Consider the following 16,539-nt stretch of genomic DNA (forward strand, 5'->3'; position numbering starts at 1 on the left):
GACACGGAAGTAGATCTGGCTGCAGTTCTCAAAAAGCAGCTCGAGGCCACCGGGGTGATGCAGGTGAGAGTGAGATCAGCGGAATGGGCCACCTACCGGGACAACTGGAAAAACAAGGTAATGCCGACATTTCTGCTGGGCTGGTATCCCGACTATATTGATCCTGACAACTATACCGCTGCCTTTGCTGGCACTGCAGGATCCAGGGGCCTTGGCATCTATTTTTCCAATCCCACCTGGGATAAAATGTTTGTCGAGGGTCAGACCACCACTGGTCTGAAAAACAGAACAGCAATCTACGAGAAGATCCAGAAGATGTGGACTGACGAGGTTCCCACGGCGCCAATCTTCCAGGGAACCCTTTACGTGTTCGCCCAGAAGAACGTTCGGGGGATTATGCTGTCGCCCACATTGCAATTCAACTATGCCCCGATTTACATCGAGAAGTAATACTTTCCCGGGGAGCCAGGCAGCGACCAGCTGGCTCCCCGCACCGCAACTCCTATGAAAAATCTCACCAGGTACATCATCACCAGACTTTTTCTCACCATTCCCATGGTCTTTATCCTCCTGAGCATCGTCTTTGTGGTGCTCAGGGTCATGCCGGGCGACCCGGTGTCTTCCATGCTGGGCGGCCATGCTCCTGAAGCTGTCATTGAACAGAAGAAGGCAGAGCTTGGTCTCAATCGGCCCATTACCATCCAGTATCTAGATTACCTCTGGCAGGTGTGCCGGCTGGACCTGGGTGAATCCATGGTTTTCAAACAGCGGGTAACCACGGCAATCCTTGAAAAGCTGCCGGCCACTGTGGAGCTGACCATGGGCGGTATGCTTATTACCATCATCCTCGGTGTGTTCCTGGGGGCCTATGCTGCCGACAAACGGCGCACCATCCGCGACAGCTCCATACGGCTGTACGGCATTGTCATATTCTGCATCCCGGTATACTGGCTGGGGCTCATGTTGCAGCTGGTATTCGGCGTCTGGCTCGACCTGCTGCCCATTGCCGGCCGCACCGGCCCCAGGGTGTTCGCCTCTACCTTCGAACATACCGGCTTCTATATATTGGACACGATCATGGCCGGCGATTATGCGGCCCTGGGAGACGTCCTGCTGCACCTTGTACTGCCAGCCGTCACCCTCGGTCTGGTCTTGTCCGGTATATTTGTCCGTCTTACCAGAACCAATATGCTGGACATTCTCAAGGCCGACTATATTCTGGCCGCAGAAGCCAGGGGCATCCATCACCGCAAGATCGTCTACAAGCATGCACTGAAGAATGCCCTGATTCCTATCTTGACAATGATGGGCATGCAGTTCGCACTGTTAATGGCAGGGGCCGTGCTTACTGAAACCACTTTTTCGTGGCCGGGAATGGGCCGCTTGCTGCTGGAGAGGATTTACCTCAGGGATTATCCGACTATTCAGGGGGTAATCATTGTCATTGCCCTGTTTGTCGCTTTGCTTTCACTCATCGTGGACATAGTCTATGCCATGGTAGATCCGAGAGTGCGATACTAGGAGTAGAAATGCGCTATTCCCCTGCAGCCGCTACGGCAAGACTCCTGTCACACTTCATGCGAATGGGGAAGAAGTACGGCCTGGAATGGTGGATACTGGTGGTGGGCGCTCTCATTGTGCTGGCCATTGTTTTCATGGCAGTGTTCGCTGGCTCACTCGCCCCTTTTGATCCTCTGGCGCAGAACACCGGCCCCCAGCTTGCTCCCCCTGGAGGCGCCCATCTTATGGGCACAGACAATCTGCAGAGAGATGTCTGGTCCCGCATCATCTACGGCTCCAGAACCATCCTCAGGGTTGCAGTGCTGGCAGCAGTCATATCTTCCCTCATCGGCATCACCCTCGGATTGATATCAGGTTTTGTGGGTGGCATTATCGACAGGGTTCTCTCTCTCGTCATGGACTCGGTATATTCTTTTCCCGGGCTCATCCTGGCAATTGCCTTCGCCGCCATGCTCGGGCCGGGCGTGATAAACATCACCCTGTCAGTGGCAGTAATATACGTTCCCACCTATTTTCGCTTGGTCAGGGGCCAGACGCTCTCCATCAAGGAAGAGCTCTACGTGGAGGCAGCCAGAGCCATAGGCGCCTCATCTCCCACTATTCTGGCAAAGTATATCTTCCCCAATGTGATCGCCACCACAGTAGTGGTGTTCACCTTGAACGTTGCTGATGCCATTATGATCGAAGCTGCTCTGACTTATCTGGGACTGGGTCTGCCGCCCTCTATTGTGGACTGGGGCATGGATCTGTCCATGGGCAAAAAATATCTTCCGTCAGGTCAGTGGTGGCTCATTACCTTTCCCGGAGTGATGATCTCCTTGCTTGCCCTGGGCTTCACCATGCTTGGCGAGGGTTTGGCCGAGATTCTCAATCCCAGGCTGCTGGAGCGCTGACAGCATGGACAATATCCTGGAAATAGAAAATCTCAGTGTCCACTTCCCTATCAATATCGGCACAGTACGCGCCGTATCGCACGTGGACCTCCAGGTGCCTCAGGGCAAGGTAATGGGATTGGTGGGGGAGTCCGGCTGCGGTAAATCGACCCTGGGTTTCTCTATTCTGCGACTCTTGAGACCCCCCGGCAGGATTGTCTCTGGCCGCATTCTTTACCATGGCCGTGATATTGTGCAGATGAGCCCCAGGGAAATTCTTGCCCTGCGCGGCAGAAAAATTGCCATGATTTTCCAGGACCCCCTCACATCTCTCAATCCACTCTTTCGGATCGACCAGCATTTTATCGAGACTATCGCCACCCATGAGAAGGGTGTGGACAAGAAGGAAGCGCTCAGGCGAGCTGCCGACATGTTGGAAAAACTGGGCATTGCCTCGGAGCGTCTCTACGAGTATCCCCACCAGATGTCAGGAGGCATGCGGCAGAGAATCATGATCGGCCTGGGCCTCATACTGCAGCCCGATCTCCTCATTGCAGACGAACCCACCACAGCTCTGGATGTGATCGTAGAAGCCCAGTTTTTAGATCTTCTTGCTGACCTGCAGAAGGAGTATCAGCTGTCAATTATCCTCATTACCCACAACCTCGGCAATGTGGCCCAACTGGCCCATCGGATCACTGTAATGTATGGGGGATCTATAGCTGAAGTGGGAGATTCGCAAGAAATTTTCGCCAATCCCCTTCATCCCTATACCCGGGGTCTCCTCTCTTCCATCCCCAATATCAAGCTCGATCAACCCAAACTGGCCACCATGCCGGGCAGCCCGCCCGATCTGGTCGAACCGCCGCCGGGCTGCGTTTTTCATCCCCGCTGTCCACATGCCATGGATGTATGCAGAGCAGAAAGACCCCAACTGACTGCCAAAAACGGCCATCTTGTTTACTGCTGGCTCTACGGGTGATATGAAGTGCCGACACTAATAGAAGTCATCAACCTGCGAAAGTATTTCCCCCTGCAAAAGGGGCTGCTCGACAGATTTCTGGCGAAAGAACGCGGTTTTGTCAGAGCAGTAGACTCTGTCTCTTTTACTATTGAAAAGGGTGAAGTGCTGGGGCTGGTGGGGGAAAGCGGCTGCGGCAAGACCACCACAGGAAGGCTTCTTTTGCGGCTTGTTGAACCAACCTCTGGTGATGTGCTCTACAAAGGGCAGTCCATCTTTGCCATTCCCAAAAAGGGCATGCGGCACCTGCGGGAAAAGATCCAGATTATCTTCCAGGACCCTTACGCCTCACTGAGTCCGAGAATGTCTATAGGCAAGGCCATCAGCCACCCTCTGCTGATTCACAACCACCTTGCCAAGTCCGAGGTCAAGCAGCGCTGCCTGGAGATCATGGAGAAGGTAGGTCTGACACCCGCCTCTTTTCTTTACGAGAAATATCCCCACCAGCTCTCGGGCGGCCAACGGCAGAGAGTGGTGATTGCCAGGGCCCTGGTGACCAACCCTGAATTCGTGGTTGCCGACGAGCCAATTGCCATGGCCGATGTGTCAGTGCGGGCTCTCATCCTCGAACTGATGGCGCAGCTGAAAGAGGAGTTCGACCTCACCTACCTTTACATCACCCATGATCTGGCCACCTGCAAGTACATCTGCGACCGGGTGGCCATCATGTATCTGGGAAAATTGGTGGAACTCGGTCCTCTGGATGTGGTCTTCAAGAATCCTCTCCACCCATACACAGCCACCCTGCTGGCCGCCGTACCAGTGCCGGACCCCAAGTACCGCAGAACCCAGCCCATTCCAAGAGGTGAGATACCCAGTCCCATCAAGCCGCCGCCCGGATGCCGTTTTCATCCCCGCTGCACCGCGGCAGAGCCGGAGTGTAAGATTGAAGAACCACAGCTGCTGGAAGTAGCCCAGGGGCACTGGGTGGCCTGTCGGTTTGCCTGGCAAACTCCGGCACAGCAATAACTGCTCGGAGAATGGCTGCTGCGGTCCAGTCTTAATCTCTGCGTGGGCTGCCCACTCTTACCACTGCAAGCCCATCTCACCAGCGCGGCAACTGCGAGCTTCTCTCAGGGCTGGCTTTTCGGCTGCAGGTGCCGCATCTGCGCCCGGCCTGGCACCGTACTGGTGGGGAAAATGGGCTTCATGCCCAAATCCCTGTCAGGATACTTGCCATAGGGACTCCCCCGGTGGCACCCCGGCCAGCAGCGGATCCGGTAGTAGCGCACTGGATGTTCAGGCAGAGGGCCATCCCCCGGATACCAGATGCCAGGGGCAATGGGGTAGGCCCACCTCTGGCCACCTGCTGTTCCGCTTGCACTGGCCTCCATACCAACAGGCGTCACAGCCTCCTCACCACTTCCTCGGGCCTGAGCCTGCACCCACCTGGCATTCTTGGCCAGAGCAATGTTGGCCTCTTCCACAGCCATGCTGCCCAAGGCAACTGCAAGAGCAATAGACACGGCCAAACTGAATACCAACTGTCTCATTTCTCACCTCTTACACGCTCATTTCACCTTTATTCCTGTTATGGAAGCCGCCTCCTTATCGCTGTCTTTCTATCTTGGGATTGAGCTCTTCACGGAGCCAGTCGGCAAAAAGGTTGATCCCCACCACCAGCAGCACCAGCGCCGCCCCTGGAAAGACAATCATCCACCACATGCCGGCATAGATATAGTCCTTGCCGATGGCTATCATCATCCCCAGAGAAGGCTCCGTTATGGGAACCCCCACCCCCAGAAAACTGAGGGTTGCCTCCAGCATGATGACCACTGCCAGATCCACTGCCACCACCACCAGAATCGGCGGCAGGGCATTGGGAAATAGATGTTTGAAAAGAAGCCGCAAATCGCTGGCGCCGGTGGCCTTCGCTGCCATGACATAGCCTTCCTCCTTCACCTCCAGTACACTGCTCCTCATAGTTCGGGCGTAACGCACCCAGTCTGCGATGCTGATGGCGGCGATCACAGTAACAAGGCCACTCCTCTTGAATACACCCAGCAACAGAATAGCCAGCAGAGTGGTGGAAAATGAGAACAGGGCGTCGGCGAAGCGCATGGTCACCGAATCTATCCAACCGCCGTAATAGCCAGCCAGCAGCCCCATGAGCACCCCGAAACTGCCGGCAATCAGCACCACGCTGAAGCCCACAATGAGCGAAGTCCTGCAGCCGTAAACAATCGTACTGAGAATCCCCCGTCCCTGGTCGTCCGTTCCAAGAATAAAGGGCTTCTGGCCGCCCTCCATCCAGATGGGAGGTTTGAGAAAATCCTCCAAGCTTACTGCTTTGAGATCATAGGGATTCTGCGGCGTGATCCATGGCGCCAGCAGAGAGGCTATCACAAACAGCATGACGAGGATGCTTCCTGCCATAGCCGGCGGATCATGCAAATAGCTATAGAGAATCCTGGATTTGATGCGGCGCCTAATCATAACGGATCTTTGGGTTCAAAACTGCGTAAAGAATATCCACCACAATGTTGATGGTAATGATGAGAAAAGCAGCCAGCATGATGTAGGTCACGATAACAGGCTGATCTGTCTCATAAATGGATGTAAGCAAAAGATTGCCCATCCCCGGCCACTGGAAAATGGTTTCCGTTACAATGGCAAAGGCAATCAGTTCTCCAAACTGCAGTCCTGCCATGGTTACCACTGGAATCAGGACATTTCTGAGCGCATGTTTGAATATCACCTTCCTTGGCGGCAGTCCTTTGGCCCAGGCCGTTTTGATGTACTCCTCTGCCAGCACTTCCCTCATGCCGGCCCGGGTAAGCCGCAGCAGCACGGCGAGTTGATACATGGCCAGAGTGAAGGCCGGCAAGATGAGATGCTTTACCCCGCTCATAGTCAAGAAACCGGTTCTCCAGAAGCCCAACTGTACTGTGTCGCCCCGGCCAAAGGGTGGCAGAATGCCAGCGTAGACCGCGAATATCATAATGAGGAGAATACCGGTGAGGAAAGTGGGAATGGAGATGCCAGCTAACGAGCCGGCCATGACTGCTCGACTGTGCCAGGCATATGGCCTCAGAGCTACCAGCACGCCAAAACCGACTCCCATGACAAAGGAGATGCAAATGGCTGTGATGGCCAGCTCGAAGCTTGCCGGGAACCTCTCCAGGATGAGATCCAGAGCAGAAATGCGGCTGACATATGACTTGCCAAAATTTCCATGGGCTGCATTCCATAGGAACTTGCCGAATTGAATATAGACTGGTCTGTCCAGACCGAAGGCCCTGCGCACCTCAGCGATCTCGGCTTGGGTAGCGTATCGTCCGGCAAGAGTGAGCACCGGGTCGCCCATGTAACGAAATATCAAGAAACAGATCATGGAAACTACTAGGACGACAACCACACCTTGGAGCAATCTTCTGAAGATGTACGTTCCCATTGTTGATGCAATTCAACCATAGGGGGGAGGCCAGTATGGCATCCCCCTTTGTGGTAAGCAGCAAATTCCAGTGGGCGCCATTCACGAGTCAACTAGCTGTCGGAATAAGGAAAAGCACCCACTGGCAGAGGCTTCCTGTTACTCCACTTCTAGACCAGCCGTCACTTGGAAATCTCTTTGTACACCATCCACCTGTCCGGCCGAGGTTGGAACTTGATTCCCTTGCCTTTCTGCATGGCATAGAGGTCTTCCTGATAATGAAGCGGAATCCAGACAATCAGGTCTTCCATGGCCATTCTATTCAATTCCTGCAAAGTCTTCTTGCGCAGGGCGGGATCAACTATGCTCGCTGTGGACTCCAGCAGCTTGTCGAGTTTGGCATTGCTGTAATTGGTGCCGTTCAAGCCACCATAGCCCTTTTCCTTATCGCGGCTGTGAGCGATCTTGAAGTAGGTCCTGCCCATGTCAAAGGTGCCGTCGAACCAGCCGATCAGATAGAATTCCAGCTTACCTTCTGCCACTTCAGGGAAGAAGATTGATTTGGGCTTTACGTCTAATTTTGCTCTGATACCGACTTTGGCCAGATACTTGGCCACGGCCTCGGCAATCTTTTCATCCTGGACATAGCGGTCATTGGGTCCGCTGAGGGTGACGTCGAAACCATTGGCGTAGCCGGCTTCCTTGAGCAATTTTCTAGCCATCTCCGGGTTATACGGCAATCTCTTGATGTCGGCATTATAGCCAATGGTCGGTGGGTCGGGGACCTGCGCAGCCGGTGAAGCATGTCCCCGCATGATCTTCTCGATGATCTCGTTTTCATTTATAGCCATATACATAGCCTTGCGCACGCGAATATCCGCCATGGGCGTACCGGGCTTGTTTCCCAGCGCCAGAAAGATAGAGCGCCGCGCAGGCCTGCTGATCACCTGCAGCTTCTTGTTGGCCACCACCTTGTCATAGAGCTCCACTGGCACACCCGTTACAATGTCCACCTGACCGGAAATGAGGGCAGCAAAACGCGTGGAGGCCTCTTTGATAGGACGCACCTCCACTTTCTTGATGGGCGGCGCCCCTTCCCAATAATCTTCATTAGCCGCCATGCGCACGTAGGAACCCTTGGCCCATTCCTCCAGCTTATAAGCCCCTGTGCCAATGGGGTGGACCATTACATCACCGGGGTCTCGCGACTCGGTCGATTCCTTGTCCATGATAAAGATTTGATGCATGTTGTTGGCGAACCAGGGAATCGGCTGCTTGGTTTTAATTTCCACAGTATAGTCGTCAATGATCTTAATCGAATCGATCGACTTACCTGTGTTGATGAACTCTGACACCTCCGGGTTGCTCAATCTCTCGAATGAAAACTTGACATCCTCGGCAGTGAACGGATTGCCATTGTGAAACTTTACTCCTTTGCGCAGATAGAATCTCCAGGTCAGCAGATCTGGATGTTCCCAGCGTACCGCCAGTGCTGGCGCCAGAGTTCCTTCAGGACCTTTCCGTTGCAGCAGGCCGTCAAAAAAGTTGGCCATATACTGCAACCCCGCATCCGAATCGTCGCCATGGGGATTCATCATTCTGGGACCCACATCCTGGGCCACCACAATGGACGAGGCAGCCAATCCTTGCCCCTGCATCACCAACAACACTGCCAGACACATGCTGATTGCCAGCACTAAGTAGCTCTTCTTCATCTTTTCCTCCTCTTTCTTATCATCGGTTACAGCCTAAGGAGGTCCGAACTCAGCTGCCCTGGCACCCCAGCAAGCGGCGCCAGCAGCAACAGTCATGGGACCTCTCCTATCAACCATACAAAAAACAACTCACTTGATGTCCCCCACCTATATCCCTGAGGCCAGGCTCCTTCTGGTCGCACATCTCCAACCGGTACGGACAGCGAGGATGAAAGTTGCAGCCTGATGGCGGCTGCATGGGGCTCGGCACATCTCCCTGCAAAATGATGCGCTTTTTTTGTGCTCCGGGGTCAGGAATCGGTACTGCAGAAAGCAGTGCCTCAGTATATGGATGTTTTGGGTTAGTATAAAGTTCACGATAATTGCCAAGCTCGACTATTTTCCCCAGATACATCACTGCAATCCTGTCACAGATGTATTCCACCACCGCCAGATCATGGGCGATAATTATGTAGGACAGGCCAAACTCCTGCTGCAGGTCGATAAGAAGATTGATGATCTGCGCCTGAATTGACATGTCCAGAGCAGACACTGGCTCGTCGCCAACGACTATCCTCGGATCAAGACTCAAAGCCCTGGCAATACCGATTCTCTGTCTCTGGCCGCCGGAAAATTCATGCGGATACCTTCGGCCGTGTTCAGGAGACAGCCCCACTTTTTCCAGCAAATAATCAATTCTCTCCTGTCTTTCTTTGCCGGGGTAAAGGCCGTGGATATCCATGGGATCGCCCAGAATCTCATTGACCGTCATCCGGGGGTTCAAGGAAGAATAGGGATCCTGAAATATCATTTGCATCTCTTTGCGGAGCGGCCGCAACTCCGACCTGCTCATCTGGCTAATTTCCCGGCCTTCATAGCGCACGGAACCGGAGGTAGGCTTCACCAGATTCAATATTCCAAGGCCGGTAGTGGTCTTGCCGCAGCCACTTTCGCCCACGAGACCAAGGGTCTCACCCTTTTGCAAGACCAGCGATACCCCGTCGACAGCATAAACGTACCCCACTGTCCTGGAAAAGACGCCCTTTCTAATGGGAAAGTGAACCTTGAGATCATCAACCTGCAGCAGCATGGCTTCCATCTACCTGTTCTCATCATACAACCAGCAGCGAGCCATATGACTATCATCTACTTTGCAGAGATTGGGCGGCCGCTGTCGACAAACAGTCATCACCTCCGGACATCTCGGATGAAAAGTACACCCGGGCGGCAGATCCAACAGTCCTGGAACCATGCCTTTGATCTCTGCAAGCCTCTGTCGGCCAGTACAAGCCCGCTCACCCAACTTTGGAATAGATTTCAGCAGCCCTCTGGTATATGGATGCCTGGGCTCGTAGAACAGTTCTGTTGTTTCGGCCTCTTCAACCACCTTGCCCGCATACATCACTACCACCCGTTTGGCAATCTCTGCTATAACCCCCAGGTCATGGGTAATCATCATGATTCCGGTATCGTAGTCATGCTGGAGCTGCGTCATCAGTTCCAGTATCTGCGCCTGCACTGTTACATCTAGAGCTGTAGTGGGCTCATCGGCAATGAGAATTTCCGGATTGCACGCCAGGGCCATAGCAATCATTGCTCTCTGGCGCATGCCGCCAGACAGTTGATGCGGATACTCGTGCACCCGTTTTTCAGGAGCAGGAATTTGCACCTTTTTCAGCATCTGAATGGCTCTCTGCCAACTATCGCGCTTGCCGAGTTTCTCATGCAGCATGAACATCTCGGCTATCTGATCGCCGATGGTGAAGACCGGGTTCAGGGCAGTCATCGGCTCCTGGAAAATCATAGAGATCCTGTTGCCGCGTATAGTTCTCATCTCATCCATGGAGAGCTTCACCAGGTCCCGGCCGTCAAAGAGGATCTGACCGTTGACTATTTTACCTGGCGGCTCCGGCACGAGACGCATCACTGATTGGGCAGTGACACTCTTGCCACAACCAGACTCACCAACCACGCCCAGAACCTCACCCTTGTCCAGAAAAAAAGAAACGCCATCCACGGCCTTGGCAATACCGTCAAAGGTATAGAAATACGTCTGCAATGCTTTCACATGGAGAAGATGTTCGCGGGGATGCATAGATCTCCGACACCATATGGGATCGTTGAGATGCTGCATTCACATATATCATTTAGGAGAAAAACTGGCAAGTCCAGAAAACAACAGGGGGACTAGAGGATTTCCCGCGATGCTGCCGCCAAGGCACGGAAGAATTTCTTGGAGTGAGGGTCACTTTTCCAGGTGCCCTCAGGATGCCACTGCACTCCCAGAACAAAGGCTCGTGATCGGTGTTCCACACATTCGATCACACCGTCCGGGGCCCTGGCACTGACCCGCAGTTCCTCTGCTAGATCCTTGATTGCTTGATGATGTCTGCCATTGACCCAGATCACCTCTTCTCCTATGAGGCGGTGAAGCAGGGTGTCCTTTTCAAGGTGCACCGTGTGAGTATTGACCCCCTTGTCTGCCTGCTGACTGTGATTGATGCTCCGCCTCACCTGCCTGCCTATATCCTGATACAGAGTCCCACCCAGAGCCACATTCAACACCTGTATACCTCGGCAGATGGCCAGAAGCGGCAGATCCTTTTCTACTGCCATTCTGGCTACAGCGAGCTCCATCAAGTCGAGCTCCTCATCCACATCCCCCAGCCCCTTCAATGGCTGCTCCCCATAGAATCTGGGGTGCACATCCGGCCCCCCGCTGAGAATAAGGCCATCCAGACGGGAAATAATGCTCTCCAGTGAATCTTGTCCGTGCACCGCCGGGATCAGCATAGGCGCTCCCCCGCATGAGTGCACAGCCTCGCTGTATTCGGCAAATGTATAATCCATGAAGTGACCCCTAGAGTAGAGGCCCCAGGCGCCGCCAACAAGCCGTGAACAGGTAATGCCAATCAAAGGTAACATACCGGATTCCCCTTACTCTTCAAAAGTACCTTTCACCACGGGCCGCCCCTGCTCTACCAGAAAACGTCCTCTTGCCATGACGTATTCGATTTTCATCTCAGGGTCGACAATGAGCAGATCCGCGTCCTTTCCCTGCGTCACACTGCCTTTTCGCTGAAAGATTCCCATTCTCTTGGCTGGATTGACTGTCACCAACTGCAGCACATCTTCCAGGGAACGGCCGCCATTTACCAGTTTTCTGCACTCCTCGTACAGATTGCCAATATCTCCCACTGCTAACCGCACAACCTCCAGCTTCTCATTGAAGATGGGCATGGAGCCATTGGAGTCGGAACTCAGGCTGAGATGCTCGAGGGGAACACCCTCCTCCAGGGCCATGCTCAGGGCTTCAGCAGTATCCACCGCAAAAGTCAGCTCGAGCGGACTCGCCGTCAGATCAATATAGCCGCCCATTTTGGCAAACTCCATGGCCTGCTGCCACAGGGCCCGTGTTCGCGTTACATGGGTAGGAAGGAATTGGCTGATGGGAATTTCGGTTTGTCGAATTACAGCGATCACTGGCTCCAGCCCTCTGTCACCACTTCCCACATGAAGATGAACTACCCCTGCTTTGCCGCCAATCATACCACCAACCCTTGCCTCGGCAGCCAGTCGGCAAAGTTCTGCAAAGCTGGGCTGCGAAGAGCGATGATCTGAAATGGCCACTTCGCCCACACCAACCACCTTCGGGATGAGCGCTATGTCTTTTCTGACGCTGCCCGTGATAGTCGCCGGGGGTAATTGATAGGAGCCGGTGTAGATGTAGGTGGAGACACCTTCCTCTTCGAGCTGCATGGCCTTGGCCAGAAGAGACTCGGGCTTGCGAGTCACATCGTCTGTACCCAGACACCCTACCACAGTGGTTACCCCGGCAGTGCTGATCTTTGACAGTGTAATCTCAGGAGTCCTCGAGCCAAAGCCAGCCTCTCCTCCGCCACCCAGAATGTGCACATGAAGGTCTATGAAGCCGGGCATCACTATTTTGCCGCTAGCATCTATCAGGCGGACATCAAGGCCGTCGGGAAGGAAAATCTGCTCAGCAATCCTGGCAATCACATTGCCTGCCACCAGAATGTCCTTTTTTCCTTGTTTCGCAGGAGAATACAGGGTCGCATCTTTTATGAGTGTAAACATGGCACTCCTTTCTACTCCTCTTCTAACATCGCCAAATCTGCTGCCAGTAGGAAGCCATCAACAAATCAGCCACACTCTAGCAAACTGCCGGCCTTATGCCAATCCTGCGGCACCTGCAAGGACAGAGACTCCCCTGCTGCATGCAAGGATCTGTTGGTTATCAGTTATCCGGGCATGGAGCTTGAGGTTGTCCCCTGATGGAGAAAAGGAGTACAACAGAATACGTGGCCGCAAACAAAGGTGAAAATATGGTGAGAGGAAAAAAAAGATTTGCTCGATCGCGGCAGCATGCCGCTCACACAGCAAAGATATAGATTGACTGTTGACATCCAGGTCAGTAACCTGCCGGCCTCATTCCCCGAACTGAACCGAGTCATCTGTTGAGGCCATGTTCATGGTGTGTTCAAAAAGAAAACGTTCCAGTCTCTTTTGATAGGTGGTGAGTATATTGGTAAATTCGACACCCAGATATACCCAGTGCTCCTCATCGGATGATTCAGACAGATTTCGCAGAGTGCCGATGCAGCGAATTGAATCCCACGGAGCTGGCAGGAGGATTTCCATGCGCAGCTGACACCCCACCGGCAGCTCGAGCAGGGATGGCTCTTTCACCTTGACGCGAACGCCTGATATTGAAATGTTGGTCGTAATGCAGGAATACTCTGTGTCTGCTGTGGCAATAGAGACCCCACTGGCGGGTGAGACTGAAAATCTGGCTTCCAGCTCCATCTGGTACCGCGGATGTCGACGCCGCTCAAAAGGCCTGATGTTCTTGTTCTTTTCGAGCTCCTGCAAGCGTTCCCGCTGATACTGTTCCAGCATGGCCTTCACAATCGGAAACTCCTGCATAATCTGCCGTACTGCTTGAAAGCTCAGTTTGCCAAGGAGAGTATCCTGCTCTGCCTGCACCATGGCGGTTCGGGGCACCTTTATCAGCAGGGAAATCTCACCAAAAAACTGGTTTTCCGAAAGGTAACCGAGCAGAACCTCACCGCCCTGATCGTCATAGGTGAATACCCTGACCTTGCCGTCCAGAATTACATAAAGAGAGTCGCCCCACTCTCCCTGTTCAATGATGGTCTTTCCCTGATCACAGGTGACAAGTTGCACAGCCTGACCTATCCGCCGCAGGGCCTCCTCATTGAGACCGAGAAAAAGGGGAACCTTGGATATGGCCTCGATCACTCTCCTGGAACTGCGTGAAGGAGTGCTGCAATGTGAGTCGTCGGTCCTGGTTACGGTAAATTCATGGGTATCCTTCAGATCTATCTGCGCTGTGGATTCATCTTCCTGGAAAAAACGCAGCTTCACCTTGCCAATCTGGATCTTGTCGCCATTGACGAGAACTGCCTTTTTGATCTGTTCACCATTTACAAAAGTACCATTAAAGCTGCCAAGATCTTCCACAATACATTGACCGTCACGGCGATAAACTATGGCGTGCTTCTTTGATACTGTGCGATCCGACAGGTGGATGTCGTTGTCTATCTTCCTGCCGATGGTAAGGTGTTCTTCTATGGCAAACACCTTCTCGCCCAGAAGGCCTTCTTCAATTGCAAAATAAGATTTCAGTGCCACCACTATTCCTCCCGGAAACCAAGCCAACTCCGGTACCGTGAAAAGATGCCAACTGCGGTCATTGTCACTGTCTATGTTGCAGCCCTTGACCACGCCACTGCTCGTTCACGGTCTTGCCACCTCACAAACAAAACGAGCAGACCTCGAGTGATTTGCTTTGCCAGCAGTGTGGATTCCTCCCGCAGAGAATCGAATTTTACCCACTGTGAGCCTCTACCAGCCAATATGGCACTGGCAGAAGAAGAGAAGTATAGCCACCCATATCCTGCACTGTGACCGAGCCAAGCCTGGTGGCCATGGTATCCAACTCGGGCAGCAATGGTCGCCTGCGGTTGTCTTGTGGATGCAAAAACCGGACCTATCTTGAGCGGCCGTCACCTGTTGCTGTGGCCGGCACAGAGTTTGCTTCTAGATCAAGCAAGGCCCGCTAGAAAGTTCGAGGAGTAAGATGGAAAACCAGCAGCTCGACAAGATTGGCCGCTTCAAGGTTCTGAGCAAGCTCGGCAAAGGTTCTCAAGGTACGGTATACCTGGCCCTTGATCCCTACCTGGAACGCAAAGTTGCCATAAAAACACTCAACGCGCGAAGTCCTGCAGGCGGCGACCGGCGGACGCAGCTTCTTCAGGAAGCAAGAATAGTGAGTAAATTGCAACACCCCAACATCATACCCATCTTCGAGGTGGGGGCCCACAAGGATCTGCCCTATCTCGTCTTTGAATATATCGATGGGACCTCTTTGAAAGAGTTGATCAGAGCGCAGGACCAGTTCCCTATTCCTGGTGCTGTGGGCCTTATGACACAGATAGTCGATGGCCTGGCCTATGCTCATCAGCGCGGCATCATTCACCGGGATCTCAGTCCGGCCAATGTCCTTATTGGCAGCAACGGAGTTCCGAGAATAATGGACTTCGGCATCTCAAAGATGCTCAACGGCTCTGCTGAGACTGCTGCTGATCTCCGAGGCACACTGCGCTACATGTCCCCGGAGCATTTCGCCAACAAACCCATAACCCCGGCCTCTGACGTCTTTGCTCTCGGCTTGATCTTCTACGAACTCCTGGTGGGCACTGCTGCTGTGGATGGTGACAATGATTTTTCTGTGATGTACAAAATAGTAAACGAACCCATTGTGCCGCCCACCAGCTTGAATCCAAAGGTGGACCCAGAACTGGAGCGCATAATACTCAAGGCCCTCGAAAAGGACGCCTCTTCCAGGTATGCCGATGCCCAGGAAATGAAAACCGCTCTGGAGCTATACCAGAGCAAACAGCCGGCAGCCAGTATAAAGGGGCCCGGGGGCACAGGGACGCACAGCACCGTAGAATTTCTCCTGCGGCGCATGCGCCAGAAAAGCGACTTCCCTGCACTGTCCAACTATATCGTCCAGGTAAACGATATGACCTCTTCCTCCAGTGCAGCATCCGCCAAACAACTCGCCCAGGTTATTCTCAACGACTACTCTCTGACCAACAAGCTGCTGAAACTGGTAAACTCCGCCTATTATGGCCAGTTTACTGGAGGGGTAACCAGCATTTCCCAGGCTGTGGTGCTCCTCGGCTTCGAACAGGTGAGATTGGCAGCAACCAGTCTCATATTGTTCACCCATTTGCATGGAAAATCCACCTCCTCCAGGCTGGGAGATCCTCTTATAAGGTCCTTCACCAGCGCCATTATTGCCCGGGACCTGGCAATGATGCTGGGTATTCAGGAAAGGGAAGAGGCCTTCATCTGTGCCCTTTTCCACGACCTCGGCAAGAACCTGGCCGCATACTATTTTTCCGACGAATACATAGAGATAGAGGAACTGGTGCTCAAGAGGGGATTCGACGAACAGGCAGCTTCTCGTCTCATTCTTGGCATATCTTACGATGAACTCGGAGTGAATGTGGCAAAAGAATGGAAGTTCCCGGAGAGAATAGTCTACAGCATGCGGAGTCTGCCCGAAGGAAAAGTGGAGAAGCCGAGCTCCACTCTAGATCTACTGCGCCACTTCTCAGCTCTTGCTAACCAGCTCTCGGCTGCTGCCGCCACTACTGCACCCAAGAAAAAGCTGCAAACTCTGGAGGAAATTGCCTGTAGATTTCAGCCCAGCCTCACCACAACCCCGGCAGAGCTTGCCACTTTGCTCGAAGGAGCTGTGGACAAGCTCCTGAATTATTCTGAATTTCTTGGCATCAATACCAAGAAGAGCTCTTTTATCCAGCGGCTTATTCAGTGGTCCAGGGAGAAGTTGGACAATGGTTCAATCCTAGCTGAGAATGCTGACTGCTGCCAGATCCCGGCGGACAGCGGTTCCACTGAATTGGAAGCCTAGAGGCCCCACGAGCCGTACTTCATGACTCGATTTGAATCTCAGCAGGATGCCACTTCCGGGGGTAAAAA

Annotated in this window: 15 protein-coding genes; 6 read left to right on the forward strand and 9 right to left on the reverse strand. The window is 53.4% G+C overall.

The genetic code is table 11. From position 1 onward, the window contains the following. The 5 genes from JRI89_06015 to JRI89_06035 form a co-directional block, all read left to right on the forward strand. A partial coding sequence (locus tag JRI89_06015; GenBank protein ID MBW2070795.1) for a peptide ABC transporter substrate-binding protein occupies nt 1-450 on the forward strand: 450 nt, incomplete at its 5' end. 54 nt (nt 451-504) lie between these two features. Further along, the gene (locus JRI89_06020) at nt 505-1,521 is read left to right on the forward strand and encodes an ABC transporter permease (GenBank protein ID MBW2070796.1); all 1,017 of its coding nucleotides are present in this window, start codon (nt 505-507) and stop codon (nt 1,519-1,521) included. A 56-nt stretch (nt 1,522-1,577) separates the two neighbouring features. Beyond that, nucleotides 1,578-2,414: an ABC transporter permease gene (locus tag JRI89_06025; protein MBW2070797.1), complete on the forward strand. Its 837-nt coding sequence runs from the start codon at nt 1,578-1,580 to the stop codon at nt 2,412-2,414. 4 nt (nt 2,415-2,418) lie between these two features. Continuing rightward, nucleotides 2,419-3,375: an ABC transporter ATP-binding protein gene (locus tag JRI89_06030; GenBank protein ID MBW2070798.1), complete on the forward strand. Its 957-nt coding sequence runs from the start codon at nt 2,419-2,421 to the stop codon at nt 3,373-3,375. 6 nt (nt 3,376-3,381) lie between these two features. Beyond that, nucleotides 3,382-4,383, forward strand: coding sequence for an ABC transporter ATP-binding protein (locus JRI89_06035; protein MBW2070799.1), 1,002 nt, complete (start codon nt 3,382-3,384; stop codon nt 4,381-4,383). A 104-nt stretch (nt 4,384-4,487) separates the two neighbouring features. On the opposite strand, the gene JRI89_06040 is transcribed toward JRI89_06035, so the two are convergent. From JRI89_06040 to JRI89_06080, 9 genes are all read right to left on the reverse strand, one after another. Continuing rightward, nucleotides 4,488-4,907 carry a hypothetical protein gene (locus JRI89_06040; GenBank protein ID MBW2070800.1) on the reverse strand — a complete coding sequence of 140 codons (420 nt, stop codon included), beginning with the start codon at nt 4,905-4,907 and terminating at the stop codon, nt 4,488-4,490. Nucleotides 4,908-4,962: 55 nt separating this feature from the next. Next, the gene (locus JRI89_06045; GenBank protein ID MBW2070801.1) at nt 4,963-5,850 is read right to left on the reverse strand and encodes an ABC transporter permease; all 888 of its coding nucleotides are present in this window, start codon (nt 5,848-5,850) and stop codon (nt 4,963-4,965) included. Next, nucleotides 5,843-6,808: an ABC transporter permease gene (locus JRI89_06050; protein MBW2070802.1), complete on the reverse strand. Its 966-nt coding sequence runs from the start codon at nt 6,806-6,808 to the stop codon at nt 5,843-5,845. Before JRI89_06050 ends, JRI89_06045 begins: the two co-directional genes overlap by 8 nt. A 161-nt stretch (nt 6,809-6,969) precedes the next feature. Next, nucleotides 6,970-8,502: an ABC transporter substrate-binding protein gene (locus JRI89_06055; GenBank protein ID MBW2070803.1), complete on the reverse strand. Its 1,533-nt coding sequence runs from the start codon at nt 8,500-8,502 to the stop codon at nt 6,970-6,972. A gap of 109 nt (nt 8,503-8,611) precedes the next feature. Then, nucleotides 8,612-9,580, reverse strand: a complete 969-nt coding sequence (locus tag JRI89_06060; GenBank protein ID MBW2070804.1) for a dipeptide ABC transporter ATP-binding protein — start codon at nt 9,578-9,580, stop codon at nt 8,612-8,614. Further along, the gene (locus JRI89_06065) at nt 9,581-10,576 is read right to left on the reverse strand and encodes an ABC transporter ATP-binding protein (GenBank protein MBW2070805.1); all 996 of its coding nucleotides are present in this window, start codon (nt 10,574-10,576) and stop codon (nt 9,581-9,583) included. It lies immediately after the preceding gene. Nucleotides 10,577-10,668: 92 nt separating this feature from the next. Then, nucleotides 10,669-11,406, reverse strand: a complete 738-nt coding sequence (locus JRI89_06070) for a gamma-glutamyl-gamma-aminobutyrate hydrolase family protein (protein MBW2070806.1) — start codon at nt 11,404-11,406, stop codon at nt 10,669-10,671. Between the two features lie 12 nt (nt 11,407-11,418). Then, on the reverse strand, nt 11,419-12,579 hold the full coding sequence (locus tag JRI89_06075; GenBank protein ID MBW2070807.1) for a beta-aspartyl-peptidase: 1,161 nt from the start codon (nt 12,577-12,579) through the stop codon (nt 11,419-11,421). A gap of 351 nt (nt 12,580-12,930) precedes the next feature. Continuing rightward, nucleotides 12,931-14,157, reverse strand: a complete 1,227-nt coding sequence (locus JRI89_06080) for a cyclic nucleotide-binding domain-containing protein (GenBank protein MBW2070808.1) — start codon at nt 14,155-14,157, stop codon at nt 12,931-12,933. A 448-nt stretch (nt 14,158-14,605) separates the two neighbouring features. On the opposite strand from JRI89_06080, the gene JRI89_06085 reads away from it, so the two are divergent. After that, nucleotides 14,606-16,471, forward strand: coding sequence for an HDOD domain-containing protein (locus tag JRI89_06085; protein MBW2070809.1), 1,866 nt, complete (start codon nt 14,606-14,608; stop codon nt 16,469-16,471). Nucleotides 16,472-16,539: the final 68 nt, after the last annotated feature.

The organism is Deltaproteobacteria bacterium (assembly GCA_019309045.1).
Taxonomy (GTDB): Bacteria; Desulfobacterota; Syntrophobacteria; order BM002; family BM002; genus JAFDGZ01.